Source organism: Pseudoalteromonas sp. 68 DY56-GL68 (assembly GCF_041414825.1).
GTDB lineage: Bacteria > Pseudomonadota > Gammaproteobacteria > Enterobacterales > Alteromonadaceae > Pseudoalteromonas.
In genome coordinates this window covers 110,783-135,289 of record NZ_JAOCZL010000022.1, presented here as the reverse complement: position 1 = coordinate 135,289, position 24,507 = coordinate 110,783, and the positions used below count along the sequence as shown (strand labels likewise).

General features: G+C 41.5%; 20 protein-coding genes. 17 read left to right on the top strand and 3 right to left on the bottom strand.

Annotated features, from left to right (window positions below):
- The gene (locus NYF15_RS17785) at positions 1 to 897 is read right to left on the bottom strand and encodes a 1-aminocyclopropane-1-carboxylate deaminase/D-cysteine desulfhydrase (protein WP_371354291.1); all 897 of its coding nucleotides are present in this window, start codon (positions 895 to 897) and stop codon (positions 1 to 3) included.
- 236 nt (positions 898 to 1,133) lie between these two features.
- Between NYF15_RS17785 and NYF15_RS17780 the strand changes: the two genes are divergently transcribed.
- The 11 genes from NYF15_RS17780 (at position 1,134) to NYF15_RS17730 (ending at position 14,791) form a co-directional block, all read left to right on the top strand.
- Positions 1,134 to 3,158 carry an SUMF1/EgtB/PvdO family nonheme iron enzyme gene (locus NYF15_RS17780; RefSeq protein ID WP_371354290.1) on the top strand — a complete coding sequence of 675 codons (2,025 nt, stop codon included), beginning with the start codon at positions 1,134 to 1,136 and terminating at the stop codon, positions 3,156 to 3,158.
- Between the two features lie 129 nt (positions 3,159 to 3,287).
- Complete coding sequence (locus NYF15_RS17775; protein WP_036973172.1) at positions 3,288 to 4,331, top strand: rod shape-determining protein; 1,044 nt, start codon at positions 3,288 to 3,290, stop codon at positions 4,329 to 4,331.
- The gene (gene mreC / locus NYF15_RS17770; protein ID WP_371354289.1) at positions 4,331 to 5,173 is read left to right on the top strand and encodes a rod shape-determining protein MreC; all 843 of its coding nucleotides are present in this window, start codon (positions 4,331 to 4,333) and stop codon (positions 5,171 to 5,173) included. Before NYF15_RS17775 ends, mreC begins: the two co-directional genes overlap by 1 nt.
- The gene (gene mreD / locus NYF15_RS17765) at positions 5,166 to 5,645 is read left to right on the top strand and encodes a rod shape-determining protein MreD (RefSeq protein WP_062567319.1); all 480 of its coding nucleotides are present in this window, start codon (positions 5,166 to 5,168) and stop codon (positions 5,643 to 5,645) included. Before mreC ends, mreD begins: the two co-directional genes overlap by 8 nt.
- Complete coding sequence (locus NYF15_RS17760) at positions 5,645 to 6,214, top strand: nucleoside triphosphate pyrophosphatase (RefSeq protein WP_371354288.1); 570 nt, start codon at positions 5,645 to 5,647, stop codon at positions 6,212 to 6,214. Before mreD ends, NYF15_RS17760 begins: the two co-directional genes overlap by 1 nt.
- A 1-nt stretch (position 6,215) precedes the next feature.
- Positions 6,216 to 7,688, top strand: a complete 1,473-nt coding sequence (gene rng / locus NYF15_RS17755; RefSeq protein WP_062567321.1) for a ribonuclease G — start codon at positions 6,216 to 6,218, stop codon at positions 7,686 to 7,688.
- Entirely contained in the window at positions 7,688 to 11,548 is a 3,861-nt protein-coding gene (locus tag NYF15_RS17750; protein WP_371354287.1) for a YhdP family protein, read from the top strand. The genes rng and NYF15_RS17750 overlap by 1 nt, the downstream gene beginning before the upstream one ends.
- A gap of 1 nt (position 11,549) precedes the next feature.
- Positions 11,550 to 12,368, top strand: coding sequence for a carbon-nitrogen hydrolase family protein (locus tag NYF15_RS17745; protein WP_237119762.1), 819 nt, complete (start codon positions 11,550 to 11,552; stop codon positions 12,366 to 12,368).
- Entirely contained in the window at positions 12,365 to 13,804 is a 1,440-nt protein-coding gene (tldD, locus tag NYF15_RS17740; protein ID WP_062567324.1) for a metalloprotease TldD, read from the top strand. The genes NYF15_RS17745 and tldD overlap by 4 nt, the downstream gene beginning before the upstream one ends.
- A 201-nt stretch (positions 13,805 to 14,005) precedes the next feature.
- Positions 14,006 to 14,518 carry a DUF2799 domain-containing protein gene (locus tag NYF15_RS17735; protein WP_371354286.1) on the top strand — a complete coding sequence of 171 codons (513 nt, stop codon included), beginning with the start codon at positions 14,006 to 14,008 and terminating at the stop codon, positions 14,516 to 14,518.
- Between the two features lie 18 nt (positions 14,519 to 14,536).
- Complete coding sequence (locus NYF15_RS17730) at positions 14,537 to 14,791, top strand: hypothetical protein (protein WP_228074395.1); 255 nt, start codon at positions 14,537 to 14,539, stop codon at positions 14,789 to 14,791.
- 53 nt (positions 14,792 to 14,844) lie between these two features.
- On the opposite strand, the gene NYF15_RS17725 is transcribed toward NYF15_RS17730, so the two are convergent.
- Positions 14,845 to 15,579, bottom strand: a complete 735-nt coding sequence (locus tag NYF15_RS17725; protein WP_371354285.1) for a MauE/DoxX family redox-associated membrane protein — start codon at positions 15,577 to 15,579, stop codon at positions 14,845 to 14,847.
- Between the two features lie 288 nt (positions 15,580 to 15,867).
- Here NYF15_RS17725 and NYF15_RS17720 point away from each other — a divergent pair, with 288 nt between their 5' ends.
- Positions 15,868 to 16,026: a hypothetical protein gene (locus NYF15_RS17720; RefSeq protein ID WP_165381502.1), complete on the top strand. Its 159-nt coding sequence runs from the start codon at positions 15,868 to 15,870 to the stop codon at positions 16,024 to 16,026.
- 49 nt (positions 16,027 to 16,075) lie between these two features.
- Positions 16,076 to 16,609 carry a Fic/DOC family protein gene (locus tag NYF15_RS17715; protein ID WP_371354392.1) on the top strand — a complete coding sequence of 178 codons (534 nt, stop codon included), beginning with the start codon at positions 16,076 to 16,078 and terminating at the stop codon, positions 16,607 to 16,609.
- An 86-nt stretch (positions 16,610 to 16,695) separates the two neighbouring features.
- On the opposite strand, the gene gorA is transcribed toward NYF15_RS17715, so the two are convergent.
- Positions 16,696 to 18,057, bottom strand: a complete 1,362-nt coding sequence (gorA, locus tag NYF15_RS17710; protein WP_062567330.1) for a glutathione-disulfide reductase — start codon at positions 18,055 to 18,057, stop codon at positions 16,696 to 16,698.
- Between the two features lie 136 nt (positions 18,058 to 18,193).
- Here gorA and prlC point away from each other — a divergent pair, with 136 nt between their 5' ends.
- From prlC to NYF15_RS17690, 4 genes are all read left to right on the top strand, one after another.
- On the top strand, positions 18,194 to 20,245 hold the full coding sequence (gene prlC, locus NYF15_RS17705) for an oligopeptidase A (protein WP_371354284.1): 2,052 nt from the start codon (positions 18,194 to 18,196) through the stop codon (positions 20,243 to 20,245).
- 110 nt (positions 20,246 to 20,355) lie between these two features.
- On the top strand, positions 20,356 to 21,534 hold the full coding sequence (locus tag NYF15_RS17700) for a two-component system response regulator (protein WP_371354283.1): 1,179 nt from the start codon (positions 20,356 to 20,358) through the stop codon (positions 21,532 to 21,534).
- A 43-nt stretch (positions 21,535 to 21,577) separates the two neighbouring features.
- Positions 21,578 to 22,333 carry a class I SAM-dependent methyltransferase gene (locus NYF15_RS17695; RefSeq protein WP_371354282.1) on the top strand — a complete coding sequence of 252 codons (756 nt, stop codon included), beginning with the start codon at positions 21,578 to 21,580 and terminating at the stop codon, positions 22,331 to 22,333.
- 115 nt (positions 22,334 to 22,448) lie between these two features.
- Positions 22,449 to 24,374, top strand: coding sequence for a methyl-accepting chemotaxis protein (locus NYF15_RS17690; RefSeq protein WP_371354281.1), 1,926 nt, complete (start codon positions 22,449 to 22,451; stop codon positions 24,372 to 24,374).
- Positions 24,375 to 24,507: the final 133 nt, after the last annotated feature.

Here is a 24,507-nt window from a genome sequence, read left to right as displayed (position 1 = left end):
CTAAATTAAGCCCCTGTACTTTAACCCATTTAGACCTTGTAACCCGCCTGTGTGGATGGCGGTTATTACACTTCCAGATGCAAAGTAACCTTGCTCAATTAACTGCCAAATAGCATACATCATTTTTCCACTATAAATAGGCTCAAGGGGAATGTTGTATTGGTGTGTAAAGGTTTGACAAAAACGCCATAGCTCATCAGAAAACTTGCCATAACCGCCATCATGATAATCACATAAAAGTTGCCAGTTGTGCTGTTCTTTTGCTTTTTTACTGAGTTGTTTTATTTCTTCGATTAAATAATCAGCTTGTTTAAGGACAGCAACACCTAAAAGGGTTGTTTGATTGCTCGTTCCTTCTATTAATCCTGCTAATGTGCCACCGCTACCAGTTGGGCAAATAATATAGTCACTGGGTGGTAAGCTTTGTGCCAATTCCATACAGCCTTTAATCGCAGCAAGGTTTGTTCCCCCTTCAGGCAAGATGTAAGCATTAGGAAACTGCTTTTGTAGTTCGTCTAAGTAATGGGGGTCATGACGCTGGCGGTAAGTAAGGCGATTGACCGGATGTAGCGTCATACCAAAGCGCTTTGCATCGTTTAGCGTCGGGTTAGCTTCATCAAGTAAGGGGCCACGGATAATGCCATGAGTTTTGAAGCCAAATAGTTTTCCTGCGATTGCACTGGCATGGATATGATTTGAGAATGCGCCACCAAAGGTTAACAGCTCTGATTTACCCTGTTGCTGCATTATTTGTAAATTAAATTTAAGTTTTCGCCATTTATTGCCGCTTATTTCGGGGTGGATCAGGTCATCACGTTTGATAAATAACTGTAAGTTATGCGCTTCTAACAGAGGGTGGCAAATGGGTTGAATGGGTGACTCACAACTAATATTCACGATGCTACTTAGATAAAAAATGGGGCTCAATTATAGCAAAATCGTCATATAGATAGAAATTAGTCAATTAAACTAAAATGATTATGTTATTTACTGGCATCAACTAAGGTAATAGTTGTAAACTCAGATAATAATTGAACAAAGCTTGTGTTTTGCCTTGCAAGTACATAGCATAAGAGTTTAATTATAAAAAATAATAATGACCAAATAATTGCCGCTTTTTGGGAATGGAATATATGCGAATAGCTCCTTTATCTCTGTTAATTTCAGTTAGTTTGCTAGCAACGAGTGCATTTGCACAAGATACTGCTACGGTAACTGGGATTGAATCAGAGATCAGTAAAAAACAAGCCGAATACGATAACTCGACCGTAATCCTCGAAAAACACCTAAAAGAAGAAAGTCAGTTACAAAAACAACTCGAATTATTACGCGCACGCTCAACTGAGCTAGACAAAGAAAAAAACCAAGCGCTTGATGCAATGAACGAGATGTACCGTCGACTTATTGATGACCCAACATTAGATATCAGTAATGCGCAAGCACGTTATCAAAAAGCAGTGGTTGATCATAAACAGAACAAAGATGATATTTCGATGCAATTAGCGGCAATTGCTTCACACCGAAAAGATATCGAGCAAATTCGCGTAGCGAAACATACGCAACTAAACACATTAGAAAGCTTAAAAGAGCAGTTGGCTACAGCACGTGTCGAGCGTTTGCGCAATGAGTTTACTCGTGAAGGCACTTTAGAAGTTAATCACACAATTAACTGTAAGCGTACCGAAACACTTGCAGCGTGTGAGCAGCGCGGCCAACAAATGGGCTTACAAAAAGCCACCAAACGTTTTGTGGACCAAATTTTTGCTAACTTAACCGAAGAACGTCTTGTTGAACCAAAGCGTAATCTTGCTGGCGCACAAGTTAAAATTCTTAGCAGTCATGTTGTAAATAGTGCGTTTAGCGGCCAAGGCAATTACAACGTGAACTTAAGCGTAACAATGCGCGGTGACGTAAACAGTAGTCGCTTATGTAGCTTACTGAATTTGGATAATCGTTTTTGTGCTGATTATGGTACGCCGTTGGCTGGCAGCTATCAACCAAACTATACAACGACTTACTCCGATAGTCAGTTAACATTCAGTGACTCTCAGGATAATAGTAAGGTGGTATCGGTTTCTCGTATGAGTGAGGAGCCGGTAAGTGATTATTCTGTAAAAAAGCCAGTAAGGGTTGAACCATTACCTGATCTAAAAAAATCTAAAATGGTTGAATTAACGCTTCGTTCTAATGTCTATGATGATGAAGTGTTTATAGATGGCGTCAGTTTTGGTTCTACTAAACTTACAACATCATTACCTGTTGGCTTTCATAATGTAGAAATTCGTAAGCGTGGCTACAAAAGCTATCAAGTTCGCTTAGAGCTCAATAAGTCACAAACAATTCATGCCAAGCTAGTAAAAAAGCCTGAGCCAGTTGTTGCAGCTATTACAACCGCTGAGCAACCATCATCAGCACCAGCGGCAAGCATTGTGAATAAAACGAATACGGCGAGTCTCGTTGTCATTCCGGCAGGTAAATTTAAAATGGGCGATATCAACGGCAGTGGTCTTGCCAATGAGCGTCCAGTGGAAGAGAAAACCATTGCTAACTCCTTTGCGATGCAAAGTAAAGAAGTGAGCGTTGGTGAGTATGAACAGTTTGTTGCCAATACAGGTTATAAAACCGAAGCCGAGAAAAATCGCGGCTGTGCTTATTACCTAAATGGTGAACCAGTGTGGGAAGCAACCCTAAACTGGCGTAATCCAGGTTTTGATCAAGACAGTGATTTTCCGGCAGTGTGCTTAACCTACAACGATGCTAAAGCATATGCAGATTGGTTGTCGGGTCAAACTGGCCAGCTTTTTCGTTTACCCAATGAGGTTGAATGGGAGTACGCTGCACGTGCAGGTAAAGAAACTGAATACCCTTGGGGTAATGAAATTGGTAAAAACCTAGCGAATTGTGGTTGGTGTGGCAGTGAGTGGTCTAACAAAAGTGCTGCGCCAACAGGATCATTTTCTCCTAATGCATTTGGCCTATACGATACTGTAGGTAATGTATGGGAGTGGACAAATAAAAAATCGGAACAGTCTGATGTGGCTGTTCGTGGTGGGGCATGGAATTTCGCACCTAGCTTGGCTCGTGTATCTACGCGTTTAATTTTAGCGCCAGATTTTCGTGCAAACTATATTGGGTTTCGTCTAGTACGCGAACGATAAATTTAATAAGGAAGCAGTGGATGCTTCCTTTTTTAACAAATAAAGAAGGTAGCTGCGCTTTTTCATGGTGAGCATGATAGAGTGAAAGCAGCTAATATAAGAACGTATTTTCAAAGGTCATCCAGCCTCATGTTTAAAAAACTTCGTGGTATTTTTTCAAACGATCTATCGATCGACTTGGGTACAGCCAATACCCTAATCTATGTAAAAGAAGAAGGAATCGTATTAAACGAGCCTTCAGTTGTTGCTATTCGCCAAGAGCGCGCTGGTGGTCCTAAAAGCGTTGCCTCTGTGGGAACAGAAGCTAAGCAAATGCTTGGTCGTACTCCTGGAAATATTAAAGCGATTCGTCCAATGAAAGACGGTGTAATTGCCGATTTTTATGTGACCGAAAAAATGCTTCAGCACTTCATTAAACAAGTACATAACAACAACTTTATGCGTCCAAGCCCGCGTGTACTTATTTGTGTGCCATGCGGTGCAACACAAGTAGAAAAACGCGCCATTCGTGAGTCGGCAATGGGGGCAGGTGCTCGTGAAGTGTATTTAATTGAAGAACCAATGGCTGCGGCAATTGGAGCAGGTTTACCTGTATCTGAAGCAACAGGTTCAATGGTTGTTGATATCGGTGGTGGTACCACTGAAGTGGCTATTATTTCTTTGAATGGTGTGGTGTACTCATCATCTGTACGTATTGGTGGTGATAAGTTTGATGAGGCAATTATCAACTATGTGCGCCGTAACTTCGGTAGCTTAATTGGTGAAGCAACCGCTGAAAATATTAAGCATCAAATTGGATCTGCATTTAAAACAGATGAACCTGTTGAGATTGAAGTGCGAGGCCGTAACCTGGCCGAAGGTGTGCCGCGCTCATTCACGCTTAACTCACATGAAATCTTAGAAGCATTACAAGAACCACTGATGGGAATTGTAAGTGCTGTGATGGTTGCACTTGAGCAGTCTCCACCAGAGCTTGCATCAGATATTTCTGCACATGGCATGGTATTAACCGGCGGTGGTGCATTACTAAAAGATTTAGACCGCTTACTGATGGAAGAGACGGGTATTCCTGTTGTTGTTGCTGATGATCCTCTTACCTGTGTTGCACGTGGTGGCGGCAAGGCTCTCGAAATGATTGATATGCACGGTGGTGATGTATTTAGTTACGACTAATGAAGTTAATGTTTGGTCGTACAATCTCTTTGCAACTGCGACTTTTTGTCGCAGTGCTTTTGAGTGTCGTTTTGATTGTGGGTGACCGCTATACACAAGGTGGTACAACTATTCGTACCAGCTTAAATACCCTTGTAAGCCCACTTATCTATCTTGCTAATCTGCCTTATGAACTATTTAGTATAGGTGCAAAAAACCTTCATACACGCGATCAACTTCTTACCGAAAATGAAGCACTTAAAAAGAAGCAGCTACTACAAAGCGAACAACTACAACAGCTAGCCTTTTTAAGTCGTGAAAATGATAAGTTACGTGCTTTATTAGGTTCATCGGCTAAGCAATCTAATCGGAAGATCATTGCGCAAGTATTGTCTGTTCATTCAAATCCATATAGTCACCAAGTGGTGATTAATCGTGGCACAACCGATGGCTTAGGTGAAGGCCAAGCTGTCATCGATGAAATGGGGGTTGTTGGGCAAATCACGCAAGTTGGATCGACAACTTCCCGCGTATTATTAATGACCGACACCACACACGCTACGCCAGTACGTATTTTACGTAACGATGTACGCACAGTGGTTGAAGGCATTGGTAAGATTAATGTCGTAAAGCTTTCACACGTGCCTCATAGCCTTGATGTACGCATAGGTGACATCTTAGTGACCTCTGGGTTAGGAGGGACTTTTCCTGAAGGTTACCCAGTGGCCGTTGTGACAGAAATCAATCGCGATGAAGGTCACCCATTCGCGCAAGTGTATGCTGAGCCTATTGCACAGTTGGACCGTATCCGCTTATTGGTTGTGCTGTGGCGTAACCAGCAGGAGAGCATAAGTAATGAATAGTCGCTATTCCTTGCTAATCGCAATTAGTATCTTCTTTGCACTGGTGATGGCATTGATGCCATTGCCTATTTCATTTGAACCTTATCGACCTGATTGGGTGTTAATGGTGCTGATGTACTGGTCGCTCGCTGTACCACATCGTCTTAATATCGGCACCGCTTGGGTGGTGGGGTTATTAATGGATTTGGCTTCGGGCTCACCACTTGGCGTGAACTCATTAACTTACTCTGTGTGTATTTTTATCACGGCAAGTAACTTTCAAAAAATTAGAAACTTTTCTCTATGGCAGCAGAGCATATTAGTGGCTCTGTTTTTAACGCTTTACCACCTTATGCAATTTTGGCTTAATCATTTCTTGATGGGGGTTTATTTCAGCCCGCATTACTTATGGCCAGTGCTAACCGGCATGCTTTGTTGGTGGTGGATTTTCTTAATATTGCGTAAATACCGCCGTCATTTCAGGATTAGATAATGCAAACCGCAATTTATTTGGCGTCTGCATCACCGCGTCGAAAAGAGTTACTCAGCCAGCTTGGTATCGAGTTTTCTCAATTTAGCGTTGATGCAGATGAAAGCCAATTCCCAAACGAATCTCCTCGTGATTATGTTGAGCGTTTAGCGAGACTTAAAGCACAATCTGGTGTTGCAATGGGTTACACAGACCGCCCTGTGCTTGGCAGCGATACCGTGGTAGTGATTGATGATACCGCACTTGGCAAACCGATTGATAAAGCTGACTTTATCGCAACAATGAAGCGCCTATCAGGGCGTACTCATCAAGTGATGACCGCCGTAGCTATTGCTGACAGCCAGCAAGTAAAAAGCTGTCTTGTTGTCACTGATGTGACTTTTAAACAATTAAACGATGACGAAATCGATGCATATTGGCACTCACAAGAGCCACAGGATAAAGCCGGTGGTTATGGCATACAGGGTCTAGGCGGGCGATTTGTGAGTCATATTTCGGGTAGCTATTTTGCTGTTGTCGGCTTACCTTTATATGAGACAGAGCTGTTATTAAACGAATTTTTAAGAGGGTAACATGAGCACAGAATTACTGATCAACGTTACACCGAGTGAAAGCAGGGTTGCGCTTATTGAAAATGGCGTACTGCAAGAGATCCAATTAGAGCGAATTGGCAACCTTGGGATTGTTGGTAATATTTACCTCGGTAAAATTAGCCGTGTATTACCAGGCATGCAAGCCGCATTTGTAGATATTGGCTTAGACAAAGCGGCTTTTTTGCATGCGTCTGACATTGTTAACAGCGCCTCTATTGTTGAAGGTGTTGATGAGCAACCCATTAAGAAAGTACAAGATATTCGCGAGCTTGTTCGCCAAGGGCAGCACATCATGGTGCAGGTGGTCAAAGATCCTCTTGGTACAAAAGGGGCGCGTTTAACGACAGACATTACGATTCCATCTCGTTACTTAGTGTTTATGCCTGATGCGACACACGTAGGTGTAAGCCAGCGTATTGAAACCGAAGAAGAGCGTTTACGCTTGAAAAAAATTGTTGCTGAATACGGCGATGAAGATGGTAGTTTTATTGTTCGTACTGCTGCCGAAGGGGCAAGTGAAGCTGAACTTCGCCACGATGCTGAGTTTCTAAAAAAGCTGTGGCAAAAAATTGTCACTAAGCGCAAAAAAGTAAGCAAAGAGAGTATTTTGCATGAAGACCTTACACTGGCGTTTCGAACTCTTCGTGATTATGTTGGCGAAGATATGGAGCGAATTCGTGTTGACTCTAAATTAACGTATCAAGAACTAAAAGAATTTACTGAAGAGTTTGTACCAATTCTATCCGGCGCGCTTGAATATTACCCTGGTGAGCGACCAATCTTCGACTTATTTGATGTTGAAACCGAAATTCAAAAAGCCCTGCATCGTAAAGTTGAGCTTAAATCGGGTGGTTATTTAATTATTGACCAAACTGAAGCGATGACCACCGTTGACGTAAATACCGGTGCGTTTGTAGGCCATCGTAATTTAGAAGAAACTATTTTTAATACCAATATTGAAGCGACATCAGCGATTGCCCGTCAGTTACGTTTACGCAACTTAGGCGGCATTATTATTATCGACTTTATCGATATGGTCAGCGACGAGCACAAACGCCGAGTGCTTCATTCACTTGAGTCAGCATTGGCAAAAGATCGCGCTAAAGCCAACATAAATGGCTTATCTGCACTAGGCTTAGTGGAGATGACTCGAAAGCGTACACGCGAGAGTTTAGAGCATATTTTATGTGATGTTTGCCCTGCGTGTTCTGGACGAGGCTCACAAAAAACGGTTGAAACAGTCTGCTACGAGATTCTGCGTGAAATTGTTCGTGTTAATCGCGCTTATGCTGCTGATAAATTTATGGTGTATGCTGCGCCATCGGTCTCTGAGGCACTTATCAATGATGAGTACCATAACCTTGCCGAACTTGAACTATTTATTGGCAAGCAAGTCAGTATTCAAACAGAGAGTTTATATAATCAAGAACAGTTTGATGTGGTAATGATGTAATGAACACAAAGACGGTCTGCTTTTATTGTATACGCAAGGTATGGCAAGTATTTGCTATTACCCTTGTGTTGCTGGCCGTTATTGTCTCTGTTTTAAAGTATACACTTCCCTATGCCAACGACTATAAAAGCAATATTGAAACGTTTTTATACGAGCAATTTGATGTCAACCTGTCAATAGGCTCTATCTCTGCGAGCTGGCAAGGAAAGGGGCCTTTATTAGTTTTAGAAGATATCTCTTTTGAAGATAACCAAACATCGCCTATCGCTTTAAATATTGATAAGGCGAGTCTTGAAGTTAATCTTTGGGAATCACTTAAAACTCGTCAATTAAAGTCGAACTACTTTGTCATTAATGGTTTCCATGCCGATGTCGACTTACCTACAATGCTGGAGTTAAGCAGTGAACAACAAAGTAATAGCTTTGAGCAAAAAGAACTTATCGAAAGCTTGTTTTTAGGGAAAACAGGTCACTTTGCTGTGCAAGATAGTAGCCTTAATTTTATGTTAGGTGATGGCAAAGCACGTAAACTCATTCTTGAAAACATTGTTTGGCAAAATACCCCTGAGCAGCATCAAGGCGCTGGTTCATTAGCTTTACCTGGCATCTCCGTGGGGAGCTTTGATGCGCGAATGGCATTAAATGGTTCAACACTTGAAACCATGGCGGGTGATATATATGTAGAAGCAGCCAATGTAGATGTGTCTAAATGGCTTGCACAATTTATCAATACCGATAAACAGCAATTGCATTCAGATATGAACTTACAAACGTGGGTCAGCCTTGAAAAGGGTTTGATCAGTGATGTGAAAGTGCAATGGCAACCCAGCTTTGTAAATTGGCAACAAAACCAAGAGTCGCATCAAATCAACCTAAGTAAAGGCGGGTTCCACTTGTTTCCTTGGCAGCAAGGGTGGCGTCTGAAAAGTACCGGCCTGACCTTTGAAAGTGATTTAAAGCAATGGCCGACACTGCAATTTGAAGCCCAACTTGGTAAGCAAAATAAAATTTGGCTTAAGCAATTTGATTTTGCTTTATTAGCGAAACTGGCCCAATTAAGTAATTTTGAAGTACTTACTCCATTTCTAGATCGCCAACCAAATGGGCAATTAAGCGATGCGTATGTTGAGTTTGGGCAAAATGAACAATGGCAACTCTGGTTTAAAGGTGATCAACTAAATTGGTTGTCACTAAACGGCATCCCTGGTGGTCAAGCAATTAGAGTAGATGGTTTCATTAACCAGTCAACTGGTCGCATACAACTTCATGGAGAAAACAACCGCTTATTGACCAACGGCAGCTTTAGCCAAGATATTGCCTATAACCAACTCAATATTGAGCTCGATTTACATCATTACACCGACGGCTGGCGAATCAGTAGCGATAATTTATGGCTTGATAACGACGAGGTGACGTTTGCGGCAGAAATGATGTTAAGCCTAACAGATGAGCCTCGCTTAGATTTATATGCTGAAGCGTATGCACCTGATGCCACAGTAGCAGGGCATTACTTTCCTTTGCCTGTAATGAGTGAGAACTTAGTTAATTATTTAAATGGTGCCATCCAAGGTGGTGAAGTAAATAAAGCGCAAGTGCTCTTCTCAGGGCCTTTTGAAGGTTTTCCGTTTAGGGAGCAACAAGGTCAATTCGAAGTATTGGCGAACGTCAATAACGCACAATATCAATTTTCACCAAGTTGGCCTGCGGTTGAAGACGCTAACGTGACGCTGCATTTTGAAAATGAGCGCATGGATATCTACAGTAAGTCGGGCACGCTTGTTAATTTAGAGCTTGGCGACAGCGTACATGTCAGCATTGCTGATTTAATGAATGCCGAAATGCTTAAGGTTGCCATTAATAAACGCGCTCATGGCGAAAAGTTAACGCCTTTTTTTGCTGCGACGCCACTGGCAAAACCTTTAGCAGATGTTTTTGAAGTTGTGCAAGCTCAAGGAGAGGCGGCCGCAGAAATTGAGTTATTGGTTAACTTACGCTCAGGGCATGTTGATGCGATAGGTGAAGTAGAGCTTGCAAATATTCCGGTTTATCTTGCGCAGCCAGGTATAACCCTTAACCATATGACCGGCATTGTTAAATTTAATAATGACAAAATCGATTTAAATAATGCTAAAGCTGATTGGATGGGCATGCCGCTAACCGCTAACTTCAGTAGTGAGAATGTTGCTGATAATTATCGTGCAGAAATAGCGATAAAGCTTGCTCTTGAAGCTGAGCCACTAATTGAACAAGCGCATGGTCTCTTAGCGGGCTATTTAACGGGTCAAAGTGATGTAGATATTAATGTGTTGCTTAACTTCTTGCCAAATGATTTTAACTACCGTGCGGACGTAGGTGGTAATTTGGTGGGGCTGAGTAGTCAATTACCTGCTCCCTATAATAAAAATAAGGAGCAAACATGGCCACTTACGGCCGTTGTACAGGGTGACAGAATTTCAAACTTGATCACTGCAAACGTAAATGAGCAGGTTTTCTTTAATGCTATTTTAGATAATGGCGAACAAAAATTTAATAACGTACATTTAATTTTGGGTGAGCAAGACCTCGGCCTTAATCGTGACGGTTTTGCCGTATCAATTGATTTACCACAGACAGAACTTGCACCTTGGTTTGGTTTAATTGACCAAATTATTGCGCTCACAAAAGTAAAATCAGACTCACCAAGTGTGATGCCAGCGTTTAATAACGTAACAGGTAAATTTAATAAGCTTGCGTTACACAATATCGACTTTAATGATTTTGAATTTCGTTTAGCACCAAAGCAATCTGATTTAGAATTAAAACTAAATGCCAAAGAATTACGCGCCGATGCACTTATTCCAACCGGTGAAACGCGCAGGCCAATTCAAATTTTTACTGACTACTTACGTATTAATTTTAATGAAGCAGCGCCAGAGCAAAGCAAAGATGTTGGTGAACCAGAAGACTTAAGCTGGTTAACGCGCATTCCTGCTATCGAGTTTAACTGTGAAGATTGTAAAGTCGCAGATTATCAACTTGATAAAGTCAAAAGTAGTTTAGTCGGTGAGCAAGGCGCACTCTTATTTACCGAAGTGGTCATTGATAAAGGCGATCATGTACTTAGAGGCAAGGGGCAATTTGCCGAAGGCCAAACACGTTTTACTGGTAACTTACAAAGTGACGATATTGGTGAGTTATTTGATGAGTTTGATATAACAACCACCGTTAAGGACTCAGACGCTGATATTCAATTTGATTTAGCGTGGCAAGGTGCGCCGTATGACTTTGATGTACCAACCCTGATGGGAGAGCTAGATTGGCGCTTAGGTGAAGGCCACCTTGCTGAGATAAGTGATGGCGGTGCGCGAGTATTCTCATTGTTAAGTTTAGACTCCTTAGTGCGTAAGCTAAAACTGGATTTTAGAGATGTGTTTTCGAAGGGGTTTTTCTACAACAGTATGAAAGGGACTATGCAGCTCGATAAAGGCATTGCTTATACGCAAGATACCAAACTTGACGGTGTACCTGCTGACTTGACCATTAAAGGCCATACTAACCTAAATACCCTTGAGATAGACTATGATTTGGCAGTCGCACCCCAAGTGACTTCAAGTATTCCTGTTATAGTTGCATGGATGGTTAATCCTGTAAGTGGTTTAGCGGCACTTGCCATCGATAAGGTGATTCACTCTGCCCGGGTGATCTCAGAAATTAATTTTAAAGTCAGTGGCAGTATGAGCGATCCAGAGGTGACCGAAGTCGATCGTAAAAGTCGAGAAGTTACTTTACCACAAGCTGCACAGAGCCAACCGCAATCCTCCTCACGGTTAAAATTAAAAGACGCGGCATCATCTGCGAGTTTACAAACCAATGAAGGCTAATATGTCGGGTCAGGTTTTAGCATTACAAATGTGTTCTGGTATCAATGCAGAACAAAATATGGCGTCTTTGAGGCTGTCATTACAGCAGTTACCTAAAATGCGTCCTTTATTGGTATGCCTACCCGAAGCTTTTTTGATCTTTAGTAAAAGTAGCCAAGCGAGTTATCAATTAGGGCTTAAAATTGATGATTATAAAGCACAACTTGCAAAGCTGTGTAAGCAACATGATATTTGGCTAGCTGCTGGCACCGTGCCTGTGTCGCAAGATAATGGAAAATATTTAGCTGCCTCATTTTTATTTAATAGCCAAGGTAATGTAGTCGCGCAGTACAATAAAATTCACCTATTTGATGTCGATGTTGCGGACTCCACCCGGTGTTATCGTGAGTCAGATGCGACACAAGCGGGTAGCGATATTGTCGTGGTTGACTCACCCTTTGGTAAAATTGGTTTAGCAGTATGTTATGATCTGCGCTTTAGTGGCTTGTTTAGTGCTATGCAGCGACAGGGGGCTGAGCTAATTTTAGTTCCTAGTGCCTTTACTGTTGTTACCGGTGCTGCTCATTGGCATCACTTATTAGCTGCCAGAGCAATTGAAACACAGTCTTATGTAGTTGCAGCTGCGCAGTGGGGAGATCATGAAAATGGTCGGCAAACATATGGCCACAGCATTATAATTTCGCCATGGGGAGATACGCTCAGTGAGCTTCCAAGTGGCACAGGGTTTATCAGTCATACACTTGATTTAAACCGATTGAATAAGATACGCCAAGACATGCCTGTGCAGTCTCAGCAACGATTTAGAGAGCATTTATTATGAACACGGTTGAACAGCATTTATTACAAGACAGCCAGCTAACACGAGAAGAACTCGAAAAAACGCTCGCCTTTATTCACCAACATCAAGTGGACTACGCCGACTTGTATTTTCAATCAAGTCATCATGAATCGTGGGTACTTGAAGATGGCCTTGTGAAAGAAGGGTCATATAACGTTGAACGTGGGGTTGGTGTTCGTGCTGTCAGTGGTGAAAAAACAGGGTTTTCATACTCAGATGCAATCAACTTAGAAGCGTTAAATAAAGCGGCGACTGCTGCGCGTAGTATTGCAGATGCAGGTGAAAATAAAACAGTTCAAGTATTTAGTGATGTTGCTGCAAAACAACAATATGCACCGCATCAACCTATTCAAAGCATGAGTGATAGCGATAAAGTAAACTTACTACGTGAGCTTGAAAACTATATTCGTGAATTAGCGCCTGATGCAGAGCAAGTGATTAGCTCAATGTCGGCAGTGTATGAAGAAGTACTTATTGCCGCCAGCGATGGCACATTTGCAACCGATATTCGTCCGCTTATTCGTTTAAACTGCTCTGTATTACTTGAAAAGAACGGCCGCCGTGAACGCGGTGGTGCTGGTGGCGGCGCGCGTTTAGATTATGGTTATTTTAAAGAGTTAGTTGACGGTAAGCCTCGTTGGATGGGATACGCAGAAGAAGCGGTTCGCCAAGCAAAAGTAAACTTAGAAGCAATTGATGCCCCTGCAGGCAGTATGGAAGTTGTATTAGGTGCAGGTTGGCCTGGGGTATTACTTCATGAAGCCGTAGGTCATGGCCTTGAAGGTGACTTTAACCGCAAAGGCGCATCAGCGTTTAGCGGCAAAGTAGGTGAAAAGGTAGCATCTGAGCTATGTACCGTAGTGGATGATGGCACCATTGCTGACCGCCGCGGTTCATTGAACGTAGATGACGAAGGGACTCCTGCTGCGTATAACGTACTTATTGAAAACGGTATTCTAAAAGGCTATATGCAAGATAAGCTCAATGCCCGTTTGATGGGTGTTAACCCTACAGGTAATGCGCGCCGCGAATCTTATGCTCACTTACCTATGCCGCGTATGACCAATACGTATATGTTAGGTGGCGAACATAGCCAAGCAGATATTATCAGTTCGGTGAAAAAAGGCATTTTTGCGCCGAACTTTGGTGGCGGCCAAGTAGATATTACCTCAGGTAAATTTGTGTTTAGTGCATCGGAAGCCTATTTAATTGAAAATGGTAAAATCACTCAACCAATTAAAGGGGCTACATTAATTGGTAACGGCCCTGAAGTGATGCAGCAAATCTCAATGGTGGGTAATGACCTTGCGCTCGACAAAGGTGTAGGAGTGTGTGGTAAAGACGGCCAAAGTGTACCAGTAGGCGTTGGTCAGCCAAGCCTTAAAATTGATAACTTAACTGTTGGTGGTACGGCATAAAAACTTAATTTAACGTGTGTTTACGCTAGTACGTAAACACACTGCAATCCCTTATTCTTGAGTTTCTATCAATAATCTTCCCTTTTTATAATTTGTGACCTAAAATAGGTACCTTGCTTATTTTATATCGGTTAGGTCACAGTGTTTTATCGGTTCATTTATTTATGTGTATTCTTGTTGTTGCTATCTGGGTGCAGCAGTTTGTCGCACGAAGAGTGTATGCAAGCTAGTTGGCAAGAATTGGGCTATGACCATGGTGTTCAGGGGTATAGCTATGATCAGGGTAAAGACATTGTCTTTGCATGTAGAGAGTTTGGTATCACGCCTCAGTTAGAAGAGTACAAGAAAAGCTATCAACAAGGACTTGCTGTATTTTGTGTACCAGAAAATGGCTTTACCCTCGGTATTCAAGGACAAGCCTACAATGGTGTATGCAATGATGAGCACTTTAGAAGAGCATGGGAAGAGGGGAATGATCGCTATCAAATTGAAGCAAGAAAAGCAGAAATAGATCAAAGAATAGATACCATAAATTGGCAGCTTCAATCTATTTCGAATGAATTGAGCAATAAAAATAACTCAAGCGAAAAACGTAAAGAGTTGAGATATCGACGGACACAGCTAGAAAGAGAGCGTAAAGATTTAAGAAGAGAAAGGTCACTTTTACCTTTACTCGACAAGCTTCCCTCATTTCATTTTAGATATGAGCTGTAATTAATTTAAGAGGATACTATGAAAAAAATATCAGTATTAATGGCTTTTTTGATGCTTGCCGGTTGTGCCTCAGAATCAAATTTGCAAGACCATGAGCAACGCGCTTTACTCGACCATCACTGTTTGGGCGGCGAAGTTGAAGCAAATTATAACTATACATTTTTTAGCACAGATGCTGATGAAATGAATAAAAGCACGGTGGACACAGTGTGTCACCCAGTGAAAACCCAATCTGAACTTGAAAAAGATATAAGAACAGGTGGTTATAACTGATCTATCAATAAAGCCTGCTGTAGCAGGCTTTACCTAGCCTATAAGTAAATAGTTTAAACAGTACTAAGCATCCATATACCCGCCGCAATCATAAATAAGTTTTCGCTCAGAGAAATAAAACCGAGCGGCACATTACTATCTCCACCTACACAGGCACACTTGAGTTCTCGTTTATCAATGTATACAGCTTTAAACACAGATATAGCTCCAATGCTACCAATAAACAGCGAAAATGGCGCAACAGCTAAGGCGGGTAATTCAGCCACCATGCCAATGGCAACATACGCCTCAATAAACGGGTAAATATAGGCATAGGGCACAACACGCATGGCGAGTAAATCATAAGTAATAAATGAATTTGAAAAACTGTATAAGTCTTGCAGTTTTTGAATAGCGAGCACAGCCATTGTCAGTGCAACAAATAGCATTATGTTCTGCATCGACAGTAAAGCGGTGCCACTAGCATAACTAAAACCACAACTCAGTAGCATGGTCACTGCGAAAATGGCTAACACGGGTGTGTAAGTTGTGCCTTGTTGCCCTGCTTCTGGCAGATTAAAAAAGTCGCGTAAATCATCGTAACCACCAATGCGTTTATCATCGATAAAGGTTTGCGGTGTGGTTTTTACATCATACTGCTGTTTAAATTTATCGGTTTGCTCACGGTTTGTTAAATGACGGTCATCAACATCGTAACCATGACGTTCTAGTAAATCTTTTGATTTTAAACCGAATGGGCAAATATGCTCATCGGTCACCATGCGATATAAAATTGCAGACTTAGACACAGTGCCTCCTTGTAAAAATGCCTTGTTTACTGCGTAATAATTGCTTAATTACACAGTAAACAGGGGCAAATTCTTGCTATAACTGATTACTTTATTAACAGTTACAAGGTTTGTGCCAGCACTGTTTATTGCTTAGTTATGGTTAAAACAGCATCCATCACAAGGTCAACACCTGCAAAGTAGTCTTTTAATACCCTAAATCCTTCCTTTGATTGTATTTTGAAATAGGCTGGTTAATGGCAATTCATACCTGAATAAGTTAGAATTATCAGTATAACAGGAGGGGTTATGGCTACCAAAACTTCTAAGACTAGCAATCAGCAAAAGACCAAGTTTATGCCCGATATGGATAACTTTAAGGTCAGTTTAAGCTATGAAGGTCTAACGTTGAAAACGAGTAATGACGGCAAAAGTATTGCTGAATTGAAGCGTAAATATGCACGATAAATATGGGGTAGCTCAAGATAAATATTGCTATCCTGACTCTGATGTATGAATTAATCTGTTAGATATTCGAGAACCGGGTATATTAGATCAAGCCGAAGCTGAGTTTACCGCTGAACGTTATAGAACCTATGACTCCCCTCAACAGCCTCTATCTAAGTTTTCACTTGAGCATTTAAAATATCTTCATCATCACTTATTCCAAGATTTATATGTGTGGGCAGGTCAAATTAGGGATGTTGATATCTCCAAGGGTAATACCCGCTTTTGTACTTGGACGCGTATCGAGCCTGAAGCTAAAAAGTTATTTCGAGGCATTTCGGCAATATCGAATTGTCAGAATAATGATGAGCTAATTGAAAAAGTAGCAGACTTGTTTTGTGAACTTAATTTACTTCATCCATTCCGAGAAGGTAACGGCAGAGTGCTGCGCTTCTTTTTTGAAGAGATGCTATATACCATCGGTTATAAGGTTTCATGGCCTCCAATCTCTCAGCAAGAGTGGATTGATGCGAATATTGCAGGTGTTAATTTAAACCTAGATTTACTTAAACGTATTTTTAGCCAAGCTATTTCTGAACTTTGATAGTGTGCTAAAAGCGCTGATAAGTTTATTTTATTAAAACCTTGTGGTAGCACCACAAGGTTTTAATATTGACTCACAACGTGAGTTTATCTCATGGTAACAAACTCTTCTGAGCCAGTCGGGTGAATCGCCACAACAGCATCAAAGTCTGCTTTGGTTGCGCCCATCTTCATGGCAACAGCAAAACCTTGAATCATTTCATCTACGGTAAAGCCAATGCCGTGTAAGCCAACAACTTTTTCGTTATCACCTGCACATACTAGCATCATGTTGCATGCTTGGCGGTGTTGTGTAACCGCGGTATACATAGCCGCAAAGCTTGATTTATAAACTTTAACGTTTTCTTCGCCATATTGCGAAATAGCTTCTTGCTCCGTTAAACCAATCGTGCCGATAGGTGGGTGGCTAAACACCACAGTAGGCACTAGCTCGTAGTCCATCTTTAAATCATCAGGTAATTCTTTATTGAATAAACGCTCAGATAAAATACGGCCTGCTTTAACGGCTACAGGTGTAAGTTCGATACCGTTTTCGATGATATCACCCACTGCATAGACGTTCTTAGCAGTGGTGTTTTGGAATTCGTCTACTTTTACATAACCACCTTCATTGACTTCAACCCCCGCAGCTGCAAGATTGATCTTATCAGTTGTTGGTGTACGGCCAATGGCCCAAATTACTTCATCAACGTTTTGGCTGTGGCCATTTTCAAAATGAATCGTTAAGCTACCATCGCTTTCTTTAACGACTTCTTTTGGCGTGCAATCTGTATGAAGAGTTGGGCCTTCTTTTGCCATAATATCGACTAGGGTATCAACGATGTATGGGTCAAAAGTACGCAGTGGTTTGTTTTTACGAACAAACAGGTGGGTTTCTGTGCCAAGGCTGTGGAGTACGCCTGCGATTTCAACGGCAATATAACCCGCACCAATAACAGCTACACGTTTTGGCTGTTCGTTTAATTCAAAGAAGCCGTTTGAGTCGATACCAAGCTCAGCGCCTGGGATATTAGGAATAGTAGGACGGCCACCTACGGCAACAAGAATATGGTCAGCAGTGTATAGTTCACCATTAACTTCAACCGTTTTGCTATCAACAAATTTAGCAAAGCCATTGATTACAGTCACGCCATTGCTTGATAAATACTTATTGTAACCTTGGTGAATACGGCCTATGTACGCTTCGCGACTTTCTACTAATTTAGCCCAGCTAAAGCTTTTTAACTCAACATCAAAGCCATAATCAGGTGCGTAAGCATTAATAGCTTCAGCCACTTGTGCACCATGCCACATCACTTTTTTAGGAACGCAGCCCACGTTTACACACGTGCCGCCCATGTGTTTTGCTTCAATAAGTGCCACTTTTGCGCCACGCATTGCTGCTCTGTTAGCAGAAGCGATACCGCCGCTACCGCCACCAATTGCAATGTAATCAAAATGCTGAGCCATAGTTTGTCCTCAAAAATAGATAACTTTTCTTTAATTAATCGATAATAGCATAATAAAGACCAAGGTTAAGCCCCTTGTATTTCATCAATTTGCCCCAACCTCAGAATCATCTTCGCATTAAAAATTGAGAACGAAAATGACAATTGCAGAAAATAATCCACTTATTGGTTTAGAAGGGCTTCCGCCGTTTTCTAAGATTGAACCAGCGCATGTGGTGCCAGCGTTAAAAGCGGCAATTAAAGAGTGTCGTTTAACTATCGATAAGGTCTTGGCAGCTAAGTCATATACGTGGAATGATTTGGTGCTTCCACTTGAAGAAGCCGACGATAAGCTATCACGACTATTTTCACCGGTATCTCATATGAACTCAGTCGTGAACAGCGATGAGCTACGAGAAGCTTATGAGCAATGTTTGCCGTTGTTATCGGAGTACTCAACGTTTGTGGGTCAGCATCAAGGTTTATACGATGCTTATAACGCACTTCACAGCAGTGACGAATTTAAAACATTAACCATTGCCCAGCAAAAAACTATTACTAATGCACTGCGCGATTTTGAGCTATCTGGTATTGCGCTAAAACCAGAGCAACAAAAGCGTTACGGTGAAATTAGTGCGCGTTTATCAGAGCTTTCATCTAAGTTTGGTAATAATGTAATGGATGCCACACTTGCTTGGCAAAAGCACATTACTGATGAAAGCGAGCTTGCTGGTTTGCCTGAATCTGCATTAGCTCTGGGTGCTGATACGGCAAAAAGTAAAGATCTAGATGGTTGGGTATTCACGTTAGATTTTCCATCTTATTTACCTATCATGACTTACGCAGATAACCGCGAATTACGTGAAGAAACATATACCGCGTTTGTTACTCGTGCGTCGGATCAAGGTCCGAATGCGGGTGAGTTTGATAACTCAGAAATTATGAGCGAAGAACTTGCGCTTCGTCATGAGCTTGCGCAGTTACTTGGTTTTAACAGTTATGCAGATATGTCATTGGCGACTAAAATGGCAGAATCACCTGCTCAGGTATTTTCATTCTTAGAAGATTTAGCAGCTAAGTCTAAGCCACAAGCTGAGCAAGAGCTGGCTGAGCTAACGGCTTATGCAAAAGATAAACACGGTGTGACGGAGCTTGCCGCGTGGGATTACGCTTATTACGCAGAAAAGCTTAAGCAAGAGAAATACGCGATTTCTGATGAAGTACTGCGCCCTTATTTCCCTGCAAATAAAGTATTAAATGGCTTATTTACCACGGTAAATCGCTTATTTGGTATTAACGTTAAAGAAGTGAGTGACTTTGATACTTACCATCCTGACGTACGTTTCTTTGAGATTTACGACAGTAGCAACACGCTACGAGGCCGTTTCTATTTAGATTTATATGCACGAGACCGCAAGCGTGGTGGCGCATGGATGGACGATTGCATGGGTCGTAAAGTACGTGCTAACGGCGAGCTACAAACACCCGTTGCTTACTTGGTGTGTAACTTTAATAAAGCAGTGGGTGATAAACCTGCACTGTTTACTCATAACGAAGTAACAACCTTATTCCATGAGTTTGGTCATGGTATCCATCATATGTTAACTCAAGTTGATGCAGCGCCAGTGGCGGGTATTAACGGTGTTGCATGGGATGCGGTTGAATTACCAAGCCAGTTCTTAGAAAACTGGTGTTATGAAGAAGAAGCGCTTAACTTCATCTCGGGTCACTATGAAACAGATGAACCACTACCAAAAGAACTGCTTGATAAATTGCTCGCAGCAAAGAACTTCCAGTCTGGTATGCAAATGCTGCGTCAGCTAGAGTTTTCGCTGTTTGATTTTACGATTCATCATACTTATAAAGCGGGTGAGCCTTGTAATATTCAAGCTACACTTGATGATGTGCGCAGTAAAACTGCCGTTGTAAAAGCGCCAGCATTTAACCGTTTTCAGCATGGCTTTAGTCATATTTTTGCTGGTGGCTATAGTGCAGGCTATTACTCGTATAAATGGGCAGAGGTTCTTTCGGCTGACGCATTTTCTAAATTTGAGGAAGAAGGGATCTTTAATCAAGAGACAGGGCTGGCCTTCCTTAACAATATTTTAGAAAAAGGAGGCAGCGAGGAACCTATGGAACTATTCAAGAAGTTCCGAGGCCGTGAGCCACAAGTTGATGCATTGCTTAGGCACAGCGGAATTGCAGCTTAAATAGTGAGTATTATTGGAAAGCGCCGAAAGGCGCTTTTTTTATTAAAAAATCTTAGCAAAATCAACCTTGCGTACTATGCTTTTTAAAAAGCTATTTACAGGATTAAAGCATGTCGAAACTGGTGTTAGCCATAGATGATGACAAATACGTACATCATGTAATTGAAGAGTCACTTTCAGGCTTTTGCACATTGATCCATGCTAAAAATGGTGATGAAGGGTTAAGACAAGCATTTAAATATAATCCAGATATTATTTTACTAGATGTTGAAATGCCTGGAAAAACAGGGTTTGAGGTATGCAGTGAATTAAAGGCTAATCCACAAACCAAAGATACACCCGTGATGTTTCTATCTGGGAAAAAGGAACTTCCTGATCGTGTTAAGGGTTACAACTCAGGGGCTTCTGACTATATTGTTAAACCCTTTAATGCTGAAGAGTTAATGGCGCGTATCCGTGTTTTGTATGAATACCGACAGCATTCTAAAAAACTAAAAAGCGATGTGGAGCGCGCGCAAATAACGGCTGAAATAGCCATGACAGACTCGGGCGATATGGGACGTATTATGCGCTATGTGGGTCAAAGTTATCATGCACATGATATCCAATCGCTGTCAGAATATATGTTTGAGTTTTTTAACCCCATGGATCTCGATGTAGTGCTTGCTTTTTGGTATCAAGATATCGGGGTTTTTTGTGGTGCAGAGGGGGCTGTTTGCCCACTAGAGCGTGAGTTACTTGAAAAACATCGCGATGCAAACCGATTTGTCGATTTCAGTCATCGCACTATTATTAATTACCCAAAAGTGTCCATGTTAATTAAAAACATGCCACTTGATGATGCTCAGTTGTATGGCCGATATAAAGACTTGTTTCCGCATATTCTTGAAGTGACCAATGCGAAGGTTCAAGATATGGAAGTCAATGAGCGAGCACTCACACAGGCTAAGCAAATCGGCAATGCATTTAGCGAACTGTCGGAGCAAATGTACCAGCACAGTTACTCACGAGAACGGGCTGTCGAAAAGTTTGCTGTACAACTAAGTGAGCTGAATAAATCAGTTGAACAAAGTAAGTTACTAAATAGCGATGAAATTGTTTTTCATTTACAGCACTTACAGCAAACCCAGTTACTTTTTGCCTCGCTGAATGATGATCTTGAATCGATTAAGTTTCAGTTACTCCACATTATTGAATCACGTAGTGAGCTATTGAGTAATTTACAAAAAATGGCAGAGCCTAGCCACACAGAAGATGTGACATCACAAACGGATATCGAGCTATTTTAAGCCATGATATACTCATGGCCATTAGTATAGCTCGGAGTTTTACGTGGTAATTCATTGTCCCTTTAAAGAAATGCGTCCTTATTTAGATGCTATAGAGCAGCGTTTTGGTTTAACTGAATGGGCGAACAGCAATGACGGCTTTTCATTGCATTATGATGAGCAAGGTCTGAGCTTAAAAAAGAAAGATGAGCCTAAACTAGGGGCTATTCACGTTGACTTTGTCACAGGAGCGGCGGCGCACCGCCGTAAATTCGGTGGTGGTAAAGGCCAAGCAATTGCCAAAGCTGTAGGGTTAAATAAAGGAGCCACACCCGTTGTACTTGATGCCACGGCAGGGCTTGGGCGTGACGGTTTTGTGCTGGCGTCGCTTGGTTGTAAAGTTATTTTTCATGAGCGCCATCCTGTGGTAGCTGCGCTATTATTTGATGGCCTTGAACGCGCTTACGGTGATGCTGAAATTGGTGCATGGATGAAAGAAAATATGAGCTTAGTATTCGGTTCGAGCCATACTCTACTTGCTCAGTGTAACGATATACCAGATGTCGTGTACTTGGATCCTATGTTTCCGCATCGTGAAAAATCAGCCCTCGTTAAAAAAGAAATGCGAGTATTCCAAGCGCTTGTTGGCGCTGATAGCGATGCAGATGATCTTTTAGATTTTGCCTACCCGCTTGCGAGTAAGCGAGTCGTGGTAAAGCGACCTGACTACGCGCCATTTTTAAATGATAAAACCCCCAGCATGCAGATCAAAACTAAAAAGAATCGTTTTGATGTATATGTGAAAGCAGCAATGACCTAACTTATCCTTTAGTATGGCTTTTGATTGATAATTTCTGGTTATTAGGTTGGTTTACATCAAATTGTCATAAAAGGTTAATATTCTACGCGCGTAACGACTTTGGGGATTATAGTTTATGCGCGTGTCATCATTTACTCGGCTACTAGCCGTTTTACTCACACTTGCCAGTATCTTGTTAGCGGCGACCTTGTTTTGGGCAAGTCAAACTCTATTAAATTTAGAGCAACAAGATAACGCTTATAATAAACTCAAAAATACGCTCATTATTGATTTAAAAAGCCATCTCTATGATTATTTAGAGCAAGGTGATAGTCAATATCTTAATTTATCATCGGCACTGATTGCTGAGGTGATAAAGCAAGACTTAGCGCATCTACCACACGATTTAAATTCACACCTATCAACTCAACTCTCAGCATTAGATAAAGATATCAATGGTAAATATCGTGCTTTAGGTAAGTTATCGGGTAACGAAATGGCTTTATTGGACAACTCGCTTAGGCAAATGGCTGGCTCTGCCTCCTCGCTGATAGGTTATGCTCGTAAAGCAAAGCCGCAAACAGATTTGGCGCTTGAATATTACCAACTTGGTGCCGATTATTATAACGAAGTGACATCACTTGCCTTATACACCTACAAGCTGGTTTTAAGCTTTGATCAAGACACCAAAGCAAGCCTTAATCAAAGCGTAGAAAATTTAAATGCATTAGCAAGCAAAATTGATGCGCTTGATAACCTAGGAGTGATGAGTGAAGTCGATGAAGATGCTTTATTTTTTGGTGAAGAAGCTGAAGATTTAGCCGGCGATATTAAATCGGAGTTAATAAGTTGGCCTAAGCGTTTTCCTCGTGATTTAGCCTCAACGCTGGAGCAAGCTGAGCAGCGTCAAACGGGTATGCAAGCACTGCGAGAACAAATTGCGGCCTTATCGGCAACGGTGCTTGGGGCTGAGCAAAAACTAAAAGACGAACAAAGCCAGCTTAAACAGCACGTATTTATTGTATTTTGTATTGCGATTGGCATGTTAGTGGTACTTGCAGGCGGTGTTTATTTTGTACAGCGTAATCAAGTTTTAAACCCGCTGCGTCAGTTACGAGATGGTTTCGCATTCTTAATTGAAAGTAATGAGCTTAAAAATATTGAAAGCAAAAATCCAAAAACTGAAATAGGGGAGATAGCTCATTATTTTAATCAGTTAATTGAGCGTCAACGAATGGAAGCGGAAGAGCGTGCGCAAATGCTCAAAGTGATTAATGACTTTATGCTAGAAATGAGTGAACACTTACACACTATTGCTCAAAAGACCGATGCTAGCCACACTCAAGTTGAGCAAAATCAAGGGCTACTAAGCGATATTCAACATATTGGTGAACAAGTTAACACCATTAATAGTCAAGTGGCTGACAACGCAAAACAGACATTTGGTGCTATGGAGCAAAGCTTAGGTTTTGCTGAGAGTATGCTAACAGCAAGCTCACATACTGAGCAGCGTGTTGAGCAAGGGTTAAATAGCTTAAATGAGCTATTAAAGGGCGTGGATGATGTTGGTCAAGTTATTGAAGTAATTAAAAATATTGCTGAGCAAACTAACTTGCTAGCATTAAATGCCGCTATAGAATCTGCTCGTGCAGGGGAGCATGGCCGAGGTTTTGCGGTTGTAGCTGATGAAGTGAGAAAACTTGCTAGACAAACCCAAGGCTCACTTGATGATATTAACAGTCAGCTTAATCGCCTAAGTGAAAACTCATCAATGGTATCGACACAAATAAGTGCCCTTGCTAACGATGCAGAGTTACAAACACAAAATGCCCAAGAGCTAAAACGTAACTCAGAAGGCGTTGCTGATAACGCGCAAGATGCTAACAAGGTCGCGTTTGATGCCATGGAGCTAGCTAAACAGCAAAATGCATTACTCGAAAACTTTAGTCAGTCTATGCAAAGCATGAAAGGCCAAGTGAGTGAATCGAATGTGCTAGTAAGTGATATTCAGCAGCGTTTACAACAGCAAATGCAGACAATTAAAACCAGCTTAGGATTATAAGTGCTTCAAGTGGACTGAAAAGCGCAAAAAATAGCGACAGTTGCTGCTCTTTCTAGAATGGGGAATGTATTAGTTAACTTCTTTAAACCAAGTGCGGGGTGAGTGCACTTGGTTTGAACGGTATAATCTTTAC